17 protein-coding genes and 1 riboswitch are annotated in these 19,143 nt (G+C 45.4%); of the genes, 11 read left to right on the top strand and 6 right to left on the bottom strand.

The window, feature by feature from the left end:
• Positions 1 to 112 precede the first annotated feature (112 nt).
• From BLS49_RS25760 to BLS49_RS09420, 3 genes are all read right to left on the bottom strand, one after another.
• Positions 113 to 241 (bottom strand): YjcZ family sporulation protein, encoded by a 129-nt coding sequence (locus tag BLS49_RS25760; RefSeq protein WP_425432134.1) that lies wholly within the window; start codon positions 239 to 241, stop codon positions 113 to 115.
• A gap of 113 nt (positions 242 to 354) precedes the next feature.
• On the bottom strand, positions 355 to 1,650 hold the full coding sequence (locus BLS49_RS09425) for an aminotransferase class I/II-fold pyridoxal phosphate-dependent enzyme (RefSeq protein ID WP_091228859.1): 1,296 nt from the start codon (positions 1,648 to 1,650) through the stop codon (positions 355 to 357).
• A gap of 116 nt (positions 1,651 to 1,766) precedes the next feature.
• Positions 1,767 to 2,381: a pyridoxamine 5'-phosphate oxidase family protein gene (locus tag BLS49_RS09420; RefSeq protein ID WP_091228855.1), complete on the bottom strand. Its 615-nt coding sequence runs from the start codon at positions 2,379 to 2,381 to the stop codon at positions 1,767 to 1,769.
• 146 nt (positions 2,382 to 2,527) lie between these two features.
• On the opposite strand from BLS49_RS09420, the gene pdxR reads away from it, so the two are divergent.
• Together pdxR and BLS49_RS09410 are read left to right on the top strand one after the other, a co-directional pair.
• Positions 2,528 to 4,000: a MocR-like pyridoxine biosynthesis transcription factor PdxR gene (gene pdxR, locus BLS49_RS09415; RefSeq protein WP_091228852.1), complete on the top strand. Its 1,473-nt coding sequence runs from the start codon at positions 2,528 to 2,530 to the stop codon at positions 3,998 to 4,000.
• An 80-nt stretch (positions 4,001 to 4,080) separates the two neighbouring features.
• Entirely contained in the window at positions 4,081 to 4,866 is a 786-nt protein-coding gene (locus tag BLS49_RS09410) for a helix-turn-helix domain-containing protein (RefSeq protein ID WP_091228849.1), read from the top strand.
• A 310-nt stretch (positions 4,867 to 5,176) separates the two neighbouring features.
• Here the strand turns inward: BLS49_RS09410 and BLS49_RS09405 are convergent, their stop codons facing one another.
• Positions 5,177 to 6,661, bottom strand: coding sequence for an aminotransferase class V-fold PLP-dependent enzyme (locus BLS49_RS09405; protein WP_091228897.1), 1,485 nt, complete (start codon positions 6,659 to 6,661; stop codon positions 5,177 to 5,179).
• Between the two features lie 308 nt (positions 6,662 to 6,969).
• Between BLS49_RS09405 and BLS49_RS09400 the strand changes: the two genes are divergently transcribed.
• On the top strand, positions 6,970 to 7,860 hold the full coding sequence (locus tag BLS49_RS09400) for a hypothetical protein (protein WP_091228848.1): 891 nt from the start codon (positions 6,970 to 6,972) through the stop codon (positions 7,858 to 7,860).
• A 163-nt stretch (positions 7,861 to 8,023) separates the two neighbouring features.
• Here BLS49_RS09400 and asd read toward each other — a convergent pair whose 3' ends face one another.
• Positions 8,024 to 8,806 (bottom strand): archaetidylserine decarboxylase, encoded by a 783-nt coding sequence (gene asd, locus BLS49_RS09395; RefSeq protein WP_091228845.1) that lies wholly within the window; start codon positions 8,804 to 8,806, stop codon positions 8,024 to 8,026.
• Between the two features lie 143 nt (positions 8,807 to 8,949).
• A riboswitch (TPP riboswitch) is annotated at positions 8,950 to 9,061 on the top strand.
• A 103-nt stretch (positions 9,062 to 9,164) separates the two neighbouring features.
• Between asd and BLS49_RS09390 the strand changes: the two genes are divergently transcribed.
• Genes BLS49_RS09390 through BLS49_RS09380 form a run of 3 tightly spaced genes read left to right on the top strand, consistent with a single transcriptional unit; the run spans position 9,165 to position 12,192 of the window.
• Positions 9,165 to 9,782 carry an ECF transporter S component gene (locus BLS49_RS09390; RefSeq protein WP_091228843.1) on the top strand — a complete coding sequence of 206 codons (618 nt, stop codon included), beginning with the start codon at positions 9,165 to 9,167 and terminating at the stop codon, positions 9,780 to 9,782.
• Between the two features lie 5 nt (positions 9,783 to 9,787).
• A complete protein-coding gene (locus BLS49_RS09385; RefSeq protein ID WP_091228840.1) occupies positions 9,788 to 11,377 on the top strand; it encodes an ABC transporter ATP-binding protein in 1,590 nt (529 codons plus the stop codon).
• A complete protein-coding gene (locus BLS49_RS09380; protein ID WP_091228835.1) occupies positions 11,374 to 12,192 on the top strand; it encodes an energy-coupling factor transporter transmembrane component T family protein in 819 nt (272 codons plus the stop codon). The genes BLS49_RS09385 and BLS49_RS09380 overlap by 4 nt, the downstream gene beginning before the upstream one ends.
• A 64-nt stretch (positions 12,193 to 12,256) precedes the next feature.
• Here BLS49_RS09380 and BLS49_RS09375 read toward each other — a convergent pair whose 3' ends face one another.
• Positions 12,257 to 13,396, bottom strand: coding sequence for a YheC/YheD family endospore coat-associated protein (locus BLS49_RS09375; protein WP_091228832.1), 1,140 nt, complete (start codon positions 13,394 to 13,396; stop codon positions 12,257 to 12,259).
• A 195-nt stretch (positions 13,397 to 13,591) separates the two neighbouring features.
• Here BLS49_RS09375 and BLS49_RS09370 point away from each other — a divergent pair, with 195 nt between their 5' ends.
• From BLS49_RS09370 to BLS49_RS09350, 5 genes are all read left to right on the top strand, one after another.
• Positions 13,592 to 14,740: a glycosyltransferase family 4 protein gene (locus tag BLS49_RS09370; RefSeq protein WP_091228829.1), complete on the top strand. Its 1,149-nt coding sequence runs from the start codon at positions 13,592 to 13,594 to the stop codon at positions 14,738 to 14,740.
• Between the two features lie 144 nt (positions 14,741 to 14,884).
• Positions 14,885 to 15,715 (top strand): glycosyltransferase family 2 protein, encoded by an 831-nt coding sequence (locus BLS49_RS09365; protein WP_245742318.1) that lies wholly within the window; start codon positions 14,885 to 14,887, stop codon positions 15,713 to 15,715.
• 124 nt (positions 15,716 to 15,839) lie between these two features.
• The gene (locus BLS49_RS09360) at positions 15,840 to 16,835 is read left to right on the top strand and encodes a glycosyltransferase family A protein (RefSeq protein WP_245742317.1); all 996 of its coding nucleotides are present in this window, start codon (positions 15,840 to 15,842) and stop codon (positions 16,833 to 16,835) included.
• A gap of 59 nt (positions 16,836 to 16,894) precedes the next feature.
• On the top strand, positions 16,895 to 17,626 hold the full coding sequence (locus BLS49_RS09355; protein WP_091228827.1) for a sugar phosphate nucleotidyltransferase: 732 nt from the start codon (positions 16,895 to 16,897) through the stop codon (positions 17,624 to 17,626).
• 52 nt (positions 17,627 to 17,678) lie between these two features.
• Positions 17,679 to 18,878, top strand: coding sequence for a GT-D fold domain-containing protein (locus BLS49_RS09350; RefSeq protein ID WP_245742316.1), 1,200 nt, complete (start codon positions 17,679 to 17,681; stop codon positions 18,876 to 18,878).
• Positions 18,879 to 19,143 lie beyond the last annotated feature (265 nt).

Genomic DNA, 19,143 nt, shown 5'->3' with positions numbered 1-19,143 from the left:
GGTCATAGAATGCGGCAGGATCAAGCGGTGCAGGGGGCGTCTTCCTTGCACCGCTATTTCTAGTTTTGACACTAAACCTACTTTTGGGACAGCCCCTTTGTTTGTATCTTAATTAATATACAAATGTACGGCTGATAATTACCAGCAGGATGAAGAGTACAAGGATTGCTCCAGTACTTGTAAACATACTACCATATCCAGGTCCTGGTCCCGGACAACATCCGCCTCTATCTTCAGCAATTCCACTCATGTACATTCCCCTTTCACGTTTTGGATGGTTTATACACCATATACTATGAACGTAAAAGGAGGCGTGCTTGGGCTAGTGTACGAATGAAATTGGAAATTGAGTTTTTATGCCTGGAGATCAAGTACACCTTTGTAGACCAGATCGAACAGATCTTCCAGATTTTCTTCAGCGATACAAGAGAATGCAACGCGAAGGTCAGTGTCTCCCAAAGCGATGGTACCAACTCCATATTCATGGATCAAATGTTGACGAAGCGCCTCAGCATTTACTGTTTTCAGCTTGAGACACATGAAATAGCCTGAGTTGAAAGGATAGTATTCCCATACATCTCCATATTTTCCGCTGTCCAGAAGGGCTTTGACCTTATTGGCACGACCTTTCATAATAGCGAATTTCTCTTCTTTTTGAGCTTCAAAATCTGGTGATTTTAATGCTTGTAAAACGAACGTTTGGGACGGATGGGAAGCGCTAGAAATGGTCGCACGGATGATCCCGAGCGTTTTTTGTTCCAGAGCAGCCAGAACATCCCCGCTCTCAGCCGCATATGTGATGAATCCGACACGGAAGCCCCATACATATTCTTCTTTGGTTGCACCATCAACCTTAACAGGTAAAATACGAGGATGCAGACCGGATAGTTTACCGAACAATGATTCGGACAAGGAATCCTCGAAGAACAGTCCGAAGTAGGCATCGTCTGTAACGACAACAACGTTAATACCAGCTTCAGCAGCTTCTTTGATCGCGGATACGATCTCCTCGCCTTCCTTTGCACCTGGAGTATATCCAGTTGGGTTGTTCGGGAAATTCAGAATGACGATCGCTTTACCTTTATCCTTTTGTGCCAGCAGTGCATCACGCAAGCCTTGGCTGTTAAATTTCATATCTTCAGTAAACAGCGGATAGTTGATGATTTCTGCGTGACGGCGAATACCAAATGTTAATTCATAGTTCTCCCAGTTTTTATCAGGGTAGATAACAGCATCGCCTTCATCAGCAAAAAGATCAGCTACAATGCTTAGGCCATGAGTAAGCGCATTGGTAACGACTGGGTTGCCGAAGCTTTTATCCGTAAGGGCAGGGTTCTCACGCAGCATTTTCTCACGCCATACTTTGCGCAGCTCAGGTTTACCTGCGGGAGGTGCATATGGGTACAGATCTTGCGGTTTATATGCTGACAACGTTTCTTGAATCGATGCCAAGTGCATAGGTCCGCCATTTTCTGTAGCGATTCCGATAGTGGCATTATACTTCTTAGCGTTAGCCGAAGCTTCGGCAGATTGGCTCAGAATACCTTCTTTTGGGAAATAAATTTCTTTACCCAGTGTAGACAGCATTTCATACACATGGACATTGCCGGATTTCAGATTCTCGTTTAACTGCTCCGCGAGTGGGTTCATCTACGTTTCATCCTTCCAATCGGTTTTGATATAGGACAGTGCCGTTTTGACTGCCTAACATTATATCATTTCGTTCCTTTACCGTCACGGATAAATCGCGCGTTCCCATATCAATTTTAATTATGGTGGGGACAATATTTTTTCATTAAGGAAATCGTTTCGTGATCCATAGGGCAATTTCGTTCCTGAAGGCCTTGCACGATTCCTTCGAACTTCTCACCGTTTGTATTTTGTCCAAATTTAAATTTAGCAGTGATTGATTCTGGAACGATTCTGCACAGAGATACTGCCTTTAATTGTCCTCTATATTGTGGAATGTCTATTGTGATCGGCTGATAGCCACCCTCAGGCTGGAGCTTTTCCATAAATAAAGTGAACACGGAAGCTTTTTCATCAAGATCCTCCACTTTTTCTACTTTTCCTCTTACCATAACACTTTTAAAAAAAGCAGAAGCAGGACAAGCCAATACCGGATCGGTAAAATATGACGGAATGATCGCGTACTCCTTGGCAACCGTAAAGCTGACTCTGGGATCATGCGCTAAATGCTTCATCTTTTCGCCTGCAAGACTTCCGTGGAAATAAAAATAATTGCCGTCATACACAAAATTAAGCGGAGTCACTCTGCTCCAGCCGTCTTCACCTACAGTCCCGAGAAAACCAAAGGTCATTTCCTTTAAAAATTTCTCGATTTCTTGCTTGTCTTCTACTGCGAATTCTTTTCTTCTCATTAAGGGTTCCCTCCGTACTTGAATGAATGAAAAATGTTGAATTCAGCTTATGATATAGATTGACATGAAAAAAGAACCAATTTACATTATTTTTATTGGTCCAATTGTTGTGAGGTTTCAGTTCAGATTCGAAGGAGATGAAAGGAATGGACTTTACGATCTCGCTGGATGCTCATCAGAAAAGCTATCGATATAAGTATTTAGCACTGTACCACGCCATTCGAGCCGCGATTCATGAGGGAACTTTACGGGGAGGAACCCGGCTTCCTTCCTCAAGGGAGCTGGCTGAACAATATAGCTTGTCTAGGGGAAGCGTTGCTCAAGCCTATGACATGCTACAGGCGGAAGGATATGTCTATTCCCTCATAGGAAGCGGTACTTATGTTGCTGACATCATACCGAATCCTGAAGTAAGCCGTAGTCAATCTGCGTCTATTACGTTGTCTTCATGGGGACGGAGAGTAATGGAGTTTGATGTTTCCAGTAGCAATGAATTACATAGAGGGAAAAATGCACAGATTAATAAAAAAAGGATGATTTCCTTTCAGGATAGCGGACCCTCGATGAGCGCCTTTCCATATAAGGAATGGAAAAGCGCCCTGGCTTGGGCTACTCGGGAATCTTCGGACAGCTTAAGCATGCCTCTTGATCCTGCTGGAGATATAGAGCTTCGTCAGGCGATTGCCGCTCATTTGCGAAGAAGCCGCGGGATCGCCGCAGAGGCAGATCAAATCTGCCTCTTCAATGGCTCGATGCAGGCGATCATGCTGCTGACTCAGCTGCTGCTGAGCGAAGGCGAGCCAGCGGTGCTGGAGAATCCGTGTTATCACGGATTCTCCAGGGCTGTGTACGCCTGCGGAGGCGTGGCCGTTCCGGCCGAGGTAGACGCAGGCGGGATCGTGCCGCGCGATTGGGACGCGCGGCTTCTGTTTGTGACCCCGGGTCGGCAGTTCCCGACCGGGGCGGTGTTATCTCCGGCGCGCCGAGCGGAGATTTTGTCTTGGGCCGCGCGAGTGAACGCCGTAATCATCGAGGATGATTACGATAGTGAATTCCGCTGGCGCGGCCGCCCGCTGGAGCCGCTTAAGGCGCTCGACAGTGAGGATCGAGTCGTCTACATCGGCTCTTTTTCCAAGACGATGTTCGCCTCGCTTCGAATCGGTTACGCGGTACTCCCTCGCGGGTTAGTGGTTCCGCTTATTCGATCCAAAGAGCTGTATGAGCCCGTATCATCCGCAAGAATCGAGCAGCGCGCACTCGCCAAGTTTATGTTTCGTGGAGAGTATGATCGCCATTTGCGCCGGATGAGGCGTATATATGGAGCAAAGCATGAGCTGTTTCGTCGGCTTATGGAGAAAGAGGGGATGACAAGCTTGTTCGATCTGAAGTCTGCTGATGCAGGACTTCTGGTGTATGCTCCATGGAAACACTCTCCGGAGCAATATCAGGATTTTCTCCATGCTGCCTACAATAGAGAAGTTCAGTTTCGGGACGCGGCTATGTACCAGCTTGGTACTGGATCTCCAGCTGCCTGTTTCAGTTTGTCCCATCTGGAGGAATATGAGCTGAAAGAAGGAGTTTTTCGTTTGACAATGGCATGGAGGGATATTCAGAAATAGTGTAAAAGGAGTATAATTAGGAAAGAAAACATAAAGAAGACAAGCTATAAAGATGTATTGTAATTTTTGGGGGGATGATCATGCTACACATATCACCGTCATCATTTATTTTGAAGCCGTCTTTTGCAAAAATCGTATGCGAGCCAGGATGGAAATGGCATAAGCGGGAAAAGCCGCTTCAGAACTACGATTTGTTCTATGTGTGGAGCGGTGAAGGCATGGTTACTCTTAACGATCAGCAGATTCCTGTCAGCAAAGGGAGCTGTTTTCTGTTCCGTAAGGGCGATCATACGATGGCCACTCACAATCCGCAGCGTCCGCTTGTACTCACCTACATTCATTTTGATGTGGATGAGCCAGTATATGAGGTTCCGGGTCCTTACCGCAAGCTGCAGGATACGCTTGATTTTGAATATATGCTATCTCGTTATGTTCGGTTGTTTTTGGTGCAGGCCTATGGAGCGGAGGAGGAAGCCCGTCTTATTTTGAAGCAGCTGCTCATCTATTTGCTGCGAGAAGAGAAGGAAGTACCGCGTGAGAAAAAAGTAAGCAACCAGTTAACTGAGATTATTCACGAGGTGGCGAATTTTGTAATTCAGCATCCGGGTCTACCACATAAAGTAGAGGATTTGGCTGGACGTGCCGGGCTTTCCCCACGATATTTTTCTATAAAGTTCAAAGAGATCATTGGACTATCCGTCCAATCCTATATAATTAAAGCGCGAATCGACCGGGCGCAGCATCTGCTTCTTCATGCAGGCATGAACGTTACAGAGGTCGCGGATGCGCTCGGGTATCGAGATATTTTCTTCTTTAGTCGGCAGTTTAAACAATACACTGGAAAAAGTCCGTCCGAGATTCGCTAATGGAATGTAGGTAATTTATATTAAAATGGAAAATTTAGCGGCATGGTTCACTCTTCTTCCAGATGGTTAATAGTAACTATAGTCTGGTTGGAAGGAGGAATTGCATCACATGGTGAAAAGACGGCGGATACGCAGCCATCACATTGCTGCACCAGGTCAAAGCATATTTCGTAATCGTGCTCGCCGACAAAAACGGTTTGACCGAAACGATGATAATTGGTTCTAATATATGTTCATTTAATTATATAGCATGTCATATAGAGACAGCGTTCCATTGGATCGCTGTTTTGTTGCTTTTATAGGGACTCTTTTACAAATCGAACATTGCCTGAATAGCTGCCGAGGATTGTAAACGCACAGACCGATCGTGAATATGCGTCCATTCATTAGTACAGTAGTTGTAGTGATAATCATAACGCCATAAATCGTAATGATAAGCGATTTCTGCAATAGCTGAAATAATGCGGGTGATTTCCTCATTGGTCATAATGGGATGAAGCGATAGACGAACCCAACCAGGCTTCATAGAATTGTCTCCATGAGCGATATGATGTTCTATCATATGAGAGTGTGCAGGCGCTATTCCGAGCAAATAATGACCATACGGACCCGCGCAGGAGCAGCCGCCGCGTGTTTGAATTCCGTAGCGGTCGCTTAACATTTTGACAACGAGATTATAGTGACAGTTTGCAATGTTGAAGGAAACGATCCCCAGTCGATCCACCTTGTCAGATTCTAAGACGATAAGGTTTGGAATCTGCTGCAGCCCTTTTAGGAGCAGGGCAGTTAGCTGAGCTTCTCTCATTTTAATCAGGTGAAGTCCCATTTTCTCCTTTAAGCTGATACACAACGCTGCTCGAATACTTTGTAGTATGGGCGGGGTCCCCCCGTCCTCCCGCTTTTCAATATTACGAATATAACGCCGAGTTCCCCATGGATTCACCCATTCAACAGTGCCGCCTCCGGCATGATCAGGAACGGGATTGCTGCAGAGGGATGCGTGGAGTACCAATACCCCGCAGCTCCCCGGGCCACCGAGAAATTTATGGGGTGAAAAGGTGATGCCATCCAGTCGCTCTAAGGGATCATCTGGGTGCATATTGATAGGAACATACGGAGCTGAAGCGGAGAAATCGATAAAACAAAGCCCGCCATACTCATGCATGGCCTTGGCCAAGCTGTGGTAAGGAGTAGTAAGTCCGGTGACGTTAGAGCAGGCGGTAAATGCTCCAATTTTATAGCTGCGGCTTTGAAAATATTTTAGGGCTCTTCTAAGCTGGTTTGGACATACTTCACCGTTTGAACCAGGGTCAACGACGATTACTTCTCCTACTGTCTCTTCCCAGGAAATATGATTGGAATGATGCTCCATATGACTGACAAAAATGACTGGACGATCATTATGCTTCCATGTCGCCGACGAACCGAACGGATACAGCCACGTTGGAACCTTCAGACCTAGCAGACGTTGCAGCTTGTTGATAGCTGAGGTCATACCCGCCCCCGGAAGCAAAAGAACATCTTCATTATTCGCATGGACATGCTTTTTAATGATTTGACGTGCCGTTTGATACGCTTGAGAAATGATCTGGCCACTGTGGCTTGAGTCGGTATGCGTATTTGCCATATAAGGTCCAAAGGATTCGGCAATGACGGATTCTATAGGCGCATACAATCTTCCGCTTGCGGCCCAGTCTGCATAAAGCATCATTTGTTTTCCATAATGCGTCATATATGGCTGTTCCACACCGATGCTTTTGTGGCGGAAGGGATGAAAATATCGTTCAAGCAGCATTTCACAGTTATCGGGAATATAACGAGCTTCAAACGGGTCAATTTTGTTATTCAACACGGTGGAGTCCTCGCATTTTTTTTGATACAGCAGTATATGTCATGAGTGACGGCAAAGGCGAATGTCCTGATGTCGTTTTTTTGTCCTTTTTTTGAACCCTTGCGTTAAGCTGAAAACTTTCATAAATTATACGTTAGGGAATTTCCCAGACTTTGGTCTAGGAAATCGGCAAGTCTTCAGCCTGTGTTCAATTATTTTCCAATGGATATACTGGTAACAGTAGATGTTTGATGTGGGAAGGGGAACGAAGGATGAATAGGAAAAAGGGATTGAAACCTGTTGGTCTGATTGCAGCTACAGTGCTGCTTGGGCTGATGACAGGTTGCGGAGGACTAGGTGAAAATGCAGAGCAAGCTATAAACTCATCGGCAAGAACGATAGAGAACGCTGTTTCTGAAGTAGCGAAGAGCAGCAAGGAAATCGTTAAGGAGAATGGATATGCCAAGGAAGTGACTACGGAAGAAGAGGTCGGAACAGCTACGACTTTACATATGAACAATGCGGTAGGAGACATAGATATTCGAAGTGTTTCAGGAACTAAAATAACTGCCAAATCGACGATAACAGCTTCTACATCGCTGTTCCGCAGTAAGAAGGAATTGCAGAAGGTTATAGAGCAAGCCGAAGTGTCAGTGGTGATCGAGGGAGATAAGGCTCGCGTTTTCACTCACGCGAAGGATCATCCTGAGCAGGATTTGTGGGATTGGTCGGAGAGCAAATACGGATATTCTGATTTCAGTATTGACTATGAGATCGGCTTGCCTAGTAATGTGAAAGTGTTGGATGTTACGAATGATGTGGGCGAAATTGCCTTAGCAGATATCACTGGTGAATATCGTATTCAAGCTGATGTAGGATCAATAGAAATCAAAGGAGCTCATTTTTCAGGAGATTCCTCATTGTCCTCCTCTACAGGAAGTATTGACCTTGAAATAGGACAAATCGATAGCGACGGCAGTCTTAAAGCTGTAGCTGATGTCGGTAGCATTGATTTGAAGCTGGCTGATGCAGTATCCTGTATTCTTGATTTAGATGCCGATGTAGGTGTCATTAACGGGGCGTCCAAGGGGGAAAGCAAGCGGGGAGACGGCGGGCCACGTGTATCACTCACTACTTCAGTAGGTGCAATAAACGTAGAATAACGTTTTCGAGGGGCTGTTCCAATCAATTTTTGGAGCAGTTTTGGCACGAATAGAGGAAAAGACCTCCCTTATTTTTCATAATCACTGTAATCTCTAAAAATAAGGGAAGCTATTTCCGCTATTTTTTATTAACAGCTCTCAGCTTTGATCTTGTAAGACAACCTCACTTAAATCTTCCAAGCAATTCACCCATACGCACCTTATGCCCCACTGTAAGATGTGAAAGCGGTTCAAAAGTATTGTTTTTGGTTATGAGCACAACAGTAGAGCCAAACTCGAAATAAGCGAGATCGTCCCCTTGCTGCCATTTTGTTGCTTTGTCATTAGAGTACACGATACTACTGACGTTCATCGCTCCGACTTTCACTAACGCAATTTCTCCATATTCATGTGAAATGTATGTAATCAAGCGTTCATTGCGGCTAAGTACAGTTCTCATGTGGCGCATAGCAAAATCATGGACAGGATAGACCTTACCCTTGATATGTTCGCTTTCCATCTTGGTTCCGGCCACCGGAGCATGTATTCGGTGGTAATCCGTTGGACTAAGATAGAGAACAAATGCGTAGCCATGTCTGTATGCCTCTGCCCTAGGTGAGTGATTGAGCAACTCATCAAGAGAGTAATCCTGGCCTTTGACGTTTAGGATAGTACCAGACTGAATGGTTCCCATGAATGTAATGAGAGCATCTACCGGACTAGTCATTCCCGATTGCTCCTGTTGGATCGGTCGCATACCCGGCCTTAATTTACGTGTAAAAAATGAATTGAGTGTAGGGTAATCCTGTAATTCCTTTTCTGCCTCATGCAATGGAATACCGTATGATTTTGCGAAGTAAGGGATTAAATAGCGGCTTATATTCGAATGTGAGAATCTACCCATGAGCTGAGAAATCCATTTGCGTGATGTAAGTTCAGTCATCCATATCAACCATTTAGCGGACAAGACGTATCCTCCTATTTCTTTGGGAACACCCGTTTTTCACTTCCGCTTATATTGACATAGAATGGGATTTAAATCAACAGCATTATAGTAATAATTTATTTTTCTTGATTGTTTGAAATCGATTCGTTATATTGTATTTAACAAAATAGGGATACGGGGGCTTGGGTGAACCAAGCTGAGATTGCAGTATATTCCGCTGCGGACCGTTAATCTGATCTGGATAATGCCAGCGTAGAGAATCCGCACGTCCGTTAATAACGGATGTCTATCTTTCCCGTGGACCTATTGCCGGCTGAACTTATTCAGTCGGCTTTTTTGTTTTGCTGCAAGAACAAAAAAAGTAGAAGGGGTGGCATTCATGCACGAAGTAAAGGAAGTAGTACAAGTAAAACCAGTGAAAAGAGGACTTAAACTAAGCGATCTGTTAGTGACGATGATCGTATCGATTGTGCTTGGCGTAGTATATCATTTTTGGAGCTCGGTCTATAATCTCTTCTCACCGTTGTTTCCGCAGGCAGATGAACTTGTTTACGGGATGTGGTTCATTGCTGCTACCCTAGTGTTTTTACTGATTCGCAAGCCTGGTGTGGCGCTTATCGCTGAGGTTGCCGCGGCTCATGTGGAAATTCTGTTTGGCAGTGAATGGGGGATACAGCTGCTTTTGTATAGCGTGCTTCAAGGATTAGGGGCTGAGCTAGTATTTGCTGCATTTCGTTATCGGAAATTTTCAGGGTCTGTGGCTGCATTGGCTGGGGTTGGTGCCGCGATCGGTTCAATCATTCCTGATATCTACTATGGATATGTTGCTGATTATGAAACCTGGCTGCTGGTTACGAAGTATGTACTTCGTGGTATAAGCGCTGCACTGATTGCCGGTTATCTAGCATATGCGATAGCTAAAGCAGTGGAAGCTACAGGAGTTACACAGCAGCTGCGGCCTGTGAGTGACAGTGATTATGCAGCACTGGATGACTAAAAGAAATGATAGAAATCAATCGTATGCATGAGCTGGACGAAAAAAAACATGACATTGTCGCAGGAGTTACCGATCTAAGACTGAAATTTTCTGGCGAGGAATCGCGTTCCCGTGTGTTTAATGATTTGTCTCTGGAGGTAAGGCGAGGAGAAAAAATATTGCTGCTGGGTCCAAGCGGATGCGGTAAATCTACGCTCCTGCAGGTGTTGTCCGGTATTATCCCGGAGCTTATTGAAGCTCCGATGCGCTGCTCAAGCAGAACGATACCCGACTCGCGCGGAATTGTATTTCAGGACCCGGACACACAATTTTGCATGCCTTATGTAGATGAAGAGTTGGCTTTTGTGCTGGAAAATTTGAGCGTTCCAAGAGAAGATATGTCTCTGCAAATGAACAACGCTCTGCAAGCAGTAGGTCTAGTGCTTAAGGACGTGCATGTTCCTATAGATTCCCTGTCCCAGGGAATGAAGCAACGATTGGCGCTTGCTTCGGTGCTGCTATGTAATCCGGAAGTGATATTCCTTGATGAGCCTTCAGCTTTGCTTGATCCGGAAGGCAGAGAGCAAATATGGCAAGCCGTCCATAAAATATCGAATAACCGCACCCTGATCATCGTAGAGCATCGAATTGAAGAATTGCTTGGGCTCGGTTTGGTCGATAGAGTAGCATTGTTTGGACCTGGGGGTGAGATGCTAGCTTTGGCGCCGCCTGCTGAAATTTTCAAGAAATATAAGAGAGAGCTAATACAGTACGGAATATGGTACCCGGGCGTATGGGAGGATTTTTTCCGGTCTCCTTCAGGACAATTGCTGGTGTCAACAAAGATTATGGAATCGGGGAATTCTCAATTTTTGAATAATCCTATTATTGAACTAGAGGATTTTTGTGGAACTCGTTATGGGAAGTCTGTGGTCAAGGTAGAGCGATTAGCCCTCTATCCTGGTGATTTTGTTGCTGTGACAGGGCCGAATGGAGCTGGGAAAAGCTCGCTGCTGCTTAGCCTCATGAGCCTTATTAATACGTCAGGCAGTTATCTTCTTCAGGGACAGCAGATGGTGAGCAAGAAAAAGCGGAAATTACAAATACAACTATCATCACAGCATATTGGATTTGTATTTCAAAATCCAGAATATCAATTTGTCGAGGATACTGTTGGTAGTGAAATCGCATATTCATTAAAAGAAACAGACATGTCGGATAAAGAATTGCAGAGCAAGGTGAAGCAAGCGCTTGAACAATTTGGTCTTTCGGGGCTTGAAGGGCGACACCCTTTTCAGCTATCGCTTGGTCAAAAGAGAAGACTTAGTGTGGCAGGTACAATTGTGCTGGAAAAATCTGTCCTGCTCCTTGATGAACCAACCTTTGGGCAGGATGCGTTAAATACCTTCGCTATTCTCTCATTATGTGAGGAGCTTCGCCAAAGCGGGGTTGCTATTATCATGGTTACACATGAAGAAATGATAGCCAATCGGTTAGCAACACATCGTTGGGAAGTGAGAGAGGGAACCTTGCTTCAAAAAGTAACGGATCGAGGAAGGAAGCTCGCTGGCGTTATGAATGAAGATCATCATCGTACCATGGAGGTTATGGTATGAGGGTAAGAAACTTGCTTGTTCCCGGTACTAAGACATGGATGCATTTGGCTAACCCGGTAGTCAAATTGGTAGGTATGGTCCTGTTATTTTTAATGACATTGTTTACACACCGGATGGATTTTATGTTCTACCAAATGGTCATTTTTACAGTGTTGCTGTTTTGGCAGAGCGGGTATGCTTTTTGGAAAATTATGATCATCGTGTTGTCCTTTTGTATTGTATTTATCTCATCCTCTTCCAGTATGATTCTATTTGGTAAAGGGGATACCATGTGGTGGACATGGGGGCTTATTCGAATTTCTGAAGAAAGTTTTTTTCGCGGGGTGCATATCGGTATTAAGTCGGTGACATTTGCGGCCGAGGGCTTGTTATTCGTTCTGACAACTCCTTCAGTCTCTCTATTTTATGCCCTTATGCAAAAAGCGAAGCTTCCTCCAAAATATGCGTACAGTTTTATGGCTTCGATTCGACTTCTGCCCATGGTGTGGGAGGAGTTTCAAATTCGCAGAAACGCACTTGCCATTCGAGGAACCAAATCCTCAAAGGGAATACGGGGATGGATATTACAGATTAAATTATATGCTGTTCCAATGCTGGCTCAGAGTATTCGCAGAGCTCATCGTGTAGCAGTGGCGATGGAGTCCAAGGCCTTTGTCAGTGACAACAAGAGAACCTATTATTATCCTTCTGTGTTTACAAAATATGATCCAATAGTAGTGATCGTACTATGTGTTTCAGTTGTTGCAGCATTTGTTCTGGCTGCACAGCTGCCGATTTTCGGAATTGAAGATGTCAGATACAAGAGCGGTATATAGAGATGCGGAAAACGGCTACGATCTCATGGGAGATGATGTAGCCGTTTTTGTTCCCCTTATTAGCCTATCGACGGTAACTTGCCGCTGGGCTTACAGAGTGATCAAAGAGCAAAGGGGAGGAGGGGGTGTTAAGCAAATAACGGGCAAATGCCATCGGCTGCCGGTATGTCTCCAGCCATACATCGATCATATTTGCTTTGCGAAAACCGTAGCGTTGGTCGCGTCCGTTGCATTCTATAAAGTATGGATGCCCGTTGTCTGTAAGGCCGATGTCTAGTCCTAAATCAGCCATTAACGGCAGACGGCTAGAGAGCAGCTGTGCGCAAGTGAGGGCTAACAGCTCTACTCTGGAAATGACTGCAGGTATATATAGTTCTGGTAATGCTTTAGTTAATACCATCGGTGCAGGCAGAGCTTCTCCGCCTCTGGCGATGTTAGAGATGAAGCTGCCTTGTGTAGCTGCTTTTGCAAACAATCCAGTAATACTCCATGTTCCGTTAATTCCGCGCTGCACAGTAACACGAAGATCCACAGAACGATCGTGATACTCTGCTAAAGGGATTCTTTCCTGAATGAGGTAAGGCACGCGAAGCCACAGACGACGAACCCAAGGTGGAAGTTCTCCGCGTCTTAATTTGATCGATGACCAGCTCTTTTTTGATGAGGCTGGTGCATAGGTTAGTTTCCACGCGTCGTTTATTCGTTGTAATCGCATAATACCCTGACCCACTGAACCGCGTACTGGCTTCACGATGAGATCATCATATCGCTGCATCATTATACGCATTGCCGCGGTTGATGCATACACTGAATATGGCAAGTAAGGACGGAGAGAAGGTTCACCCCATAGAATGTCATGGATAAAATCTTTGGAATATCGGTTGTTGATATTGAACACTTTTGTCCCATTTAAGGTGAGTTTTCGTATTTTGCGATGGGATGATGAATCTGGATATAGTGCCCGATTATGAATGACAGCTGGGGTTGGAATGACCGCCTTAACATACTCCCTGCCATTCGATATATAGGCGATGCTGGTGCCTTGCTCTGGATTGATATCTGCTAGACGAAAGAAGCAGGGGGTGAATCCATATTTACGCGCCGCTTCTTCGTGGTTGGTTAACGACTCTTGCCCGGTCTTCCGCTGGGGAATTCCCCTATACATGCTAGAGTTGAGCAGAATCCCGACATAGTCCTGCCCCATAGGCATACCTCCTCGTTACGGCTTCAATATTAACCTATGTTGTCCTCGTAGAATAAGAGTGGACGACTGTTCTCTCGGCAGCAGCCTTTTTTATTCGCCTGATAGGCGAGATCATTAAGGAACACTAAACACGGAATCGCCGTATATTTAAAATAGAAATAGAAGTGAATGATTATCACACAGGGGGGGACGTCCTTGGGTAGACAAAAAGTAGCAATTATTACGCCAGGGTCTTTCGTCATTCCTTCAGGTCGAAGCAGTTCGGTAGAACGTGTTATAGAAAAGGTCGCTCCTTTGGGGGCTGAGCAGCTGGAAATTTCAATTTACGGACCTATCGGTGAAGGCTTGCCTTCTGCAGGAAATATTGGATCGGTTCCATGCTTCCGCCTGCCTGCCGGGCAACACTATGCAGATTCCGTACTGATGCATCTTCGAAAATGTCTTCCTGATGTGATTGATGTGCACAATCGCCCTATGCTGGCATACAAGCTTAAGCGTGGCCTTTCAAAAGCTAAGGTTTTTCTTACACTTCATTCTACAACGTTTATTTCACCGGCCCAGCACACAGAGATAGGTATTCATCAAATGCTTCATAGTTTAGATGGGCTAATTGTAAATAGTGAATATTTAAAAAATATTATCATCGAGCGCTTTCCTTCCTTGAAAACGAAAACCTATGTAAATCATCTGGGCGTAAGTCTGGAAGATTTCATTCCAAGGTGGACGACGACGGGGGAATCATTGCGCAGTGCCAGATTATTTGATCTCGGCTGGAGTGATCGGAAAATCGTGCTTTATGTAGGCCGGCTGCTCCCATCTAAAGGAGTCCATTATTTATTGGAGGCATGGCCGTCGATTATGAGCAGGGAGCCGAAGGCCATGCTGCTTATAGTCGGAAGTGCTTTTTACAGTGGGGATCGAGAAACCAGTTATGTACGCAAGCTGAAGTCAATGGCTGAACCATTAGGTGACAGGATCGTGTTTTTGCCATTTGTCCCTTATCCGCAAATAGCGGTTTGGTACAATCTTGCTGATGTGGTTGCCGTACCTTCCACTGGAGAAGAAGCCTTCGGACTTGTAAACGTGGAAGCAATGGCCTCCGCTGTTCCGATTGTAGCCGCTGATAATGGAGGAATTCCGGAGATTGTCAATCATGGTGTATCCGGCTACCTTATACCAACCTCAGCTATGGGGCAAGGGTTTACTAGTTCGATCCTTCGTCTGCTGAGTAATGAGGCAGAGCGAAGAAGAATGGGCAGAGCAGGAAGAGAGCTTGCAAGGAGTTCATTTCGCTGGCAGCATACATCGAGTCGGTGGCTGAACTTAATGAGCAGGGATTTATAGACAGCGAAGGGATATCATCCTGCGCTGTTTTTTTGTCTATTGAGCGAAGGGAGCAAGACTGTACGTTTGCCGTTGCAACCTCATAGAAGCAACATACACTATGGTATATGCTCCGGTACATTTTGAAGCTAGGGTGGTGGAGATTTGATCAGGAAACGCAAACGGAACACACGCAAAGTCAGCAAAGTTCATATACATCGCAAGCGGGCAGTCCGTAAGACAGTCCAGCGGCTCCACAATCATCCCGAACCTTTGGTCTCTATCATTATTCCAGCGATGAATGAAAAGGCGACTTTACCTGACGTTCTGCGAGAAGCTGGCCGGGTGCATCCCCGTAGCGAGATAATTGTCATAGCGAATGGCTCAACTGATGGGACACCGGAAGTGGCGCGGCGGCTGGGAGCAAAACTGATCGTATCCGAGACTCCGCTTGGACATGATGTAGGTCGTCGCATAGGAGCATCTGTTGCCAAAGGTTCTATATTGTTGTTTATCGATGCGGATATGGTTATTCCCGCTAAACAATTGCGCCCTTACGTGGATGCAGTGGTCTCTGGAGTAGATGTAGCATTAAACGGCTACTCAGGCCCTACGGCGAAAAAGAAATCTCATCCTGTCGTTGTAGCCAAGTATGTGCTTAATGCATGGATGCTGAGACCCGATTTGCAGGGAACGTCAATGACGGCCATTCCGCATGCGCTCAGCCGCAGGGCATTGGATGTGATCGGTCTTGAATCGCTGGAGATTCCACCGCTAGCTCAAGCCAAGGCCGTAGCATGGGGGCTTAACGTGCAAGCCGTCCATACTGTGCCTGTTGGACGACTAAATCCGATTCGGCGAAAAAATGGTGATGAGGATATCCTCACATCACTGGTTGCCGGTGATCATTTGGAAGCTCTCCATTGGCTGATCCAGCATCGTGGGGTCCGGGGCGGTTTTGATGATTTAGGGCGGCTTCGTGACAAGGTGAGGTGATGGTATGAGAAGCAAATTGCATCGAGCGAAACCTCGGAAGAATCAAAAAACTAGAATACGAAAGTTTAAGAGACTGAGACAAATAAGGAAAGTGCCCCACTCTGAGCATTCAGAGGGACAAAAGTTGACTGAGACCCGATCTGATCAAGCGGTTATAGAGAAAATGGCGATAGAGGCCGGATTTTTAGCCTCCTCAGGCATTCATGAGGGAGAACGATCCTGTGAACATATGCAGCAGTCCCTTAAATCATGGTACCGCCATAAGATGACTGGCGAAATGTCTTTTTCTGAAGTTGTTCAATTGTCACTGGCCTTTAGCAGAGGATATACAGTCACGGCAAGACAGCTTGGTGACTTTCTTCCGTTGCCACTTCATGGAACTGCATCTGTCATTATCACTGCCAGCAATGAAGAAAAGACGCTGCCCAGTGTCATTGCTCAGCTGCGAAGATTGCCTTTTCACGAGATTATTGTCGTACTTAATGGTTGTACGGATGGCAGCTATGAGGCGGTTGAGGACCATCCTTCAGTAATCAAGCTGAATTATCCCGACCGACTGGGTCATGATGTTGGCCGAGCGATTGGAGCTTCAGCGGCTACGGGAGATATTTTACTGTTTACGGATGGAGACTTGCCACTGCGTGCTGAGGAGCTTGCGCCTTATATAATTTCGGTAGATCGTGGTGATGATGTAGCACTGAATAACTTGTCCCCGTATCTGCCTCCGTTTTCAGAACAGGATGAGGTAAGCCGCAGTAAGACGTTTCTGAACCAGTGTCTTGGACGAAGCGATTTAAAGGCAAACTCCATGACAGCTGTACCTCATGCTTTGTCCAGAAGAGCGATCAACACTATTGGGACGGCCTCTTTGATTGTTCCACCCAAGGCTCAGGCATTAGCACTCGTTCATGGACTGAAAGTAACTGCCCCGTACACGGTTGATGTGATTCGAAATAATCGTGTGCGTAGCGGTAACACCGGTGCAGGAAATACAGTTGCTAGACTCATTACTGGCGACCATATTGAGGCGATTGGAGAGGCAATGAGAATAAAAGGGATTAGACTCGGTTTTAAGACTTTATCCCGCAGTGAATTGGCAAAGGTGAGGAACGGCATTTGAATAATATGGCTATACCTTTTCGTGCAATTAAAAGTAATCACTTCTTAGGAGGGTAGTACATGAAAGGTGTGATTTTGGCGGGAGGTACAGGAACGCGTCTATACCCGCTGACCCGATTGATCAACAAGCATCTTCTCCCGGTCGGAAATTACCCGATGGTCTGTTACGGCATAGAACGGCTACGTCAAGCCGGAATCACTGACATTCTTATGGTTATTAGCAAACAATCCGCTGGATTATATGCAGATTTTTTTGGAAGCGGTGAGAACTTTGGTGTTAATCTTAACTTTCGCGTTCAAGAGTCAGCAGGTGGTATTGCAGAGGCATTGCAGCTAGCAGAAGGGTTCATAACTCCAGGTGAAAAATTTGTAGTGCTGCTAGGTGATAATTTATTTTTGGATGATCTCACACCTTTTGTAAATAAATTCAATAGTCAGGCAGATTCCAGCGCAAGAGTGCTATTGAAGTGGGTGGCTGATCCGAGAAGATATGGAGTGGCAGTTTTTGATCCCGATGATGAGGAGAAAATTGCTTATATTGAGGAAAAACCTAAAGATCCAAAGTCCAAGTATTCGGTCACTGGAATCTACATGTATGACGATGCCGTTTTTGAAATTATTCAGGGAATCCATCCATCCAAACGGGGCGAATTAGAGATTACTGATGTTAATAATCGTTATGCCCAGGATGGCAAGTTGGAATATGACGTTCTGCAATTGTGGTGGGGAGATGCTGGTACGTTTGAATCTCTAAAAGAAGCGGAGACTCAAATGAGGGGGGTTCTGCCTTAAGCCCCGCATAATAAGTTCGGATATTTCGTGTTATTGAGAGGGGAGACGCGTGATGCCGGTCAGCAGATATAAAGTTCGAAAGTTGAGGAAATCCCGTAAAGCAGTCAAAAAAATACACCTGGCCGGCACAAAGCGTAAGCGGATTACACAACGATCAGGACATCGGAAAAATCGTTTATCTCGCAGTAAGGGGAAATTAGGAAGACATGTGATTGCGGAAGAGCAAAAATCAGCCCGATTAGATAAATCAACCGGCACAGAGACATTGCAGAGAAGGATGTTGTCTCAAAATGAGGGCGGATTCGGAACTGAACAGATTGCAGCTGAAAACATGGTATCCGAAGGAAGAAACAATGAGACGGACGAGCAAGAAACTAGGAATGATAATGAAATGGCTCCAGTAATGCATTTCGAGGAATCGGAAATTTCAGCCATATTTGAGGAAGGATTTCGTCAAGGATATTTTGAAGGCGGAGAAGGAAAGGTTAGTCGATACATTCCTAGGTACGTCATGTTGCCGGAGATGAGTGTGGATGACGTTATTTCAACAGGAGTGAGGGCGCTTTCCTCATATTTTTATCCTTTGATGAGCCCAGCTTATGTATTTGAAGAAATTAATGATGCATTAAATAATAGAACTCCATTATCAGTCATCCGATTGGGGGATGGAGAAGTACTGACACTGGCCCATGAGACTATTATATCGTTGGAACAGGCTAAAAACTGGGGGAAATTCCTTCCTTATGCCGGAGTTCATCTACCTGACCACTCCGCTCGCGAAAGTTTGGCAGAATCCATTCGATATGCTGACATTATAGGGATTCCGGAATCAAGACACCCATCCTATCAAGGCCTGTTATTTCCAGTGTTTAACTACTATGGCATGGACTATCGAAATATGAAGCTGACCACTTCAACAGTGAATTATGCACTTAATGAAGAAGCATGGCTTAGCAAGCTGTTGACACAGCGCAGGATTATACTTATTGGAAATCAGGCTCCGGAATTAGCAAGATGGTTTCAAATTCAAGGATATGAGATTGTTGATGTTATCGCTCCGGTTCAAGGTGCAGGTGATGTTGAACGTATCATGGAGCAGGTTGCTCAGCTGGATTTTGATATAGCTCTAGTAGCAGCTGGTATAGCAGCCGTAGTCATTTGTACTAGAATTGCTAGGGAAAAGGGTAAGGTGGCGCTTGATATGGGGCATTTAGCTGATATGTTCGTAAAAGGAGAAGCCCCCCTTCTATGAGATGAAGTTCAAAAAGTAGGCTTTTGATCACGAAGTAGTTCGTAGAAGTATATTCGGCATCGAATCTTGAACTCAGCCGGGCCTTCCGGTGCTCACGTACTCAACGTACGCTCCGCTCCTCAGTCCCGGCTTCATCCAATCTTCTCGGTGCTGAAAAGCCAACTTTTTGAACCTGATTGAAATGTGGAAGTTCAAAAAGTCGGCTTTTGATCACGAAGTAGCTCGAGGATAAATATTCGGCGTCGAATCTTGAATTCAGCAGGGA

This window comes from Fontibacillus panacisegetis (assembly GCF_900102215.1).
In the GTDB taxonomy this organism is placed as follows: Bacteria; Bacillota; Bacilli; order Paenibacillales; family Paenibacillaceae; genus Fontibacillus; species Fontibacillus panacisegetis.
This window is presented reverse-complemented; position numbering and strand designations above follow the sequence as displayed.

Bases quoted from the DNA above. Each gene is read 5' to 3' on its own strand.
- BLS49_RS09385 (WP_091228840.1), top strand. From the start codon at position 9,788: ATGATAGAAATCAATCGTATGCATGAGCTGGACGAAAAAAAACATGAC.
- BLS49_RS09355 (WP_091228827.1), top strand. From the start codon at position 16,895: ATGAAAGGTGTGATTTTGGCGGGAGGTACAGGAACGCGTCTATACCCG.
- BLS49_RS09405 (WP_091228897.1), bottom strand. From the start codon at position 6,661: ATGCTGCTTGAACGATATTTTCATCCCTTCCGCCACAAAAGCATCGGT.
- BLS49_RS09410 (WP_091228849.1), top strand. From the start codon at position 4,081: ATGCTACACATATCACCGTCATCATTTATTTTGAAGCCGTCTTTTGCA.
- pdxR (WP_091228852.1), top strand. From the start codon at position 2,528: ATGGACTTTACGATCTCGCTGGATGCTCATCAGAAAAGCTATCGATAT.
- BLS49_RS09400 (WP_091228848.1), top strand. From the start codon at position 6,970: ATGAATAGGAAAAAGGGATTGAAACCTGTTGGTCTGATTGCAGCTACA.
- BLS49_RS09390 (WP_091228843.1), top strand. From the start codon at position 9,165: ATGCACGAAGTAAAGGAAGTAGTACAAGTAAAACCAGTGAAAAGAGGA.
- BLS49_RS09350 (WP_245742316.1), top strand. From the start codon at position 17,679: ATGCCGGTCAGCAGATATAAAGTTCGAAAGTTGAGGAAATCCCGTAAA.
- BLS49_RS09375 (WP_091228832.1), bottom strand. From the start codon at position 13,396: ATGGGGCAGGACTATGTCGGGATTCTGCTCAACTCTAGCATGTATAGG.
- BLS49_RS09425 (WP_091228859.1), bottom strand. From the start codon at position 1,650: ATGAACCCACTCGCGGAGCAGTTAAACGAGAATCTGAAATCCGGCAAT.
- BLS49_RS09380 (WP_091228835.1), top strand. From the start codon at position 11,374: ATGAGGGTAAGAAACTTGCTTGTTCCCGGTACTAAGACATGGATGCAT.
- BLS49_RS09420 (WP_091228855.1), bottom strand. From the start codon at position 2,381: ATGAGAAGAAAAGAATTCGCAGTAGAAGACAAGCAAGAAATCGAGAAA.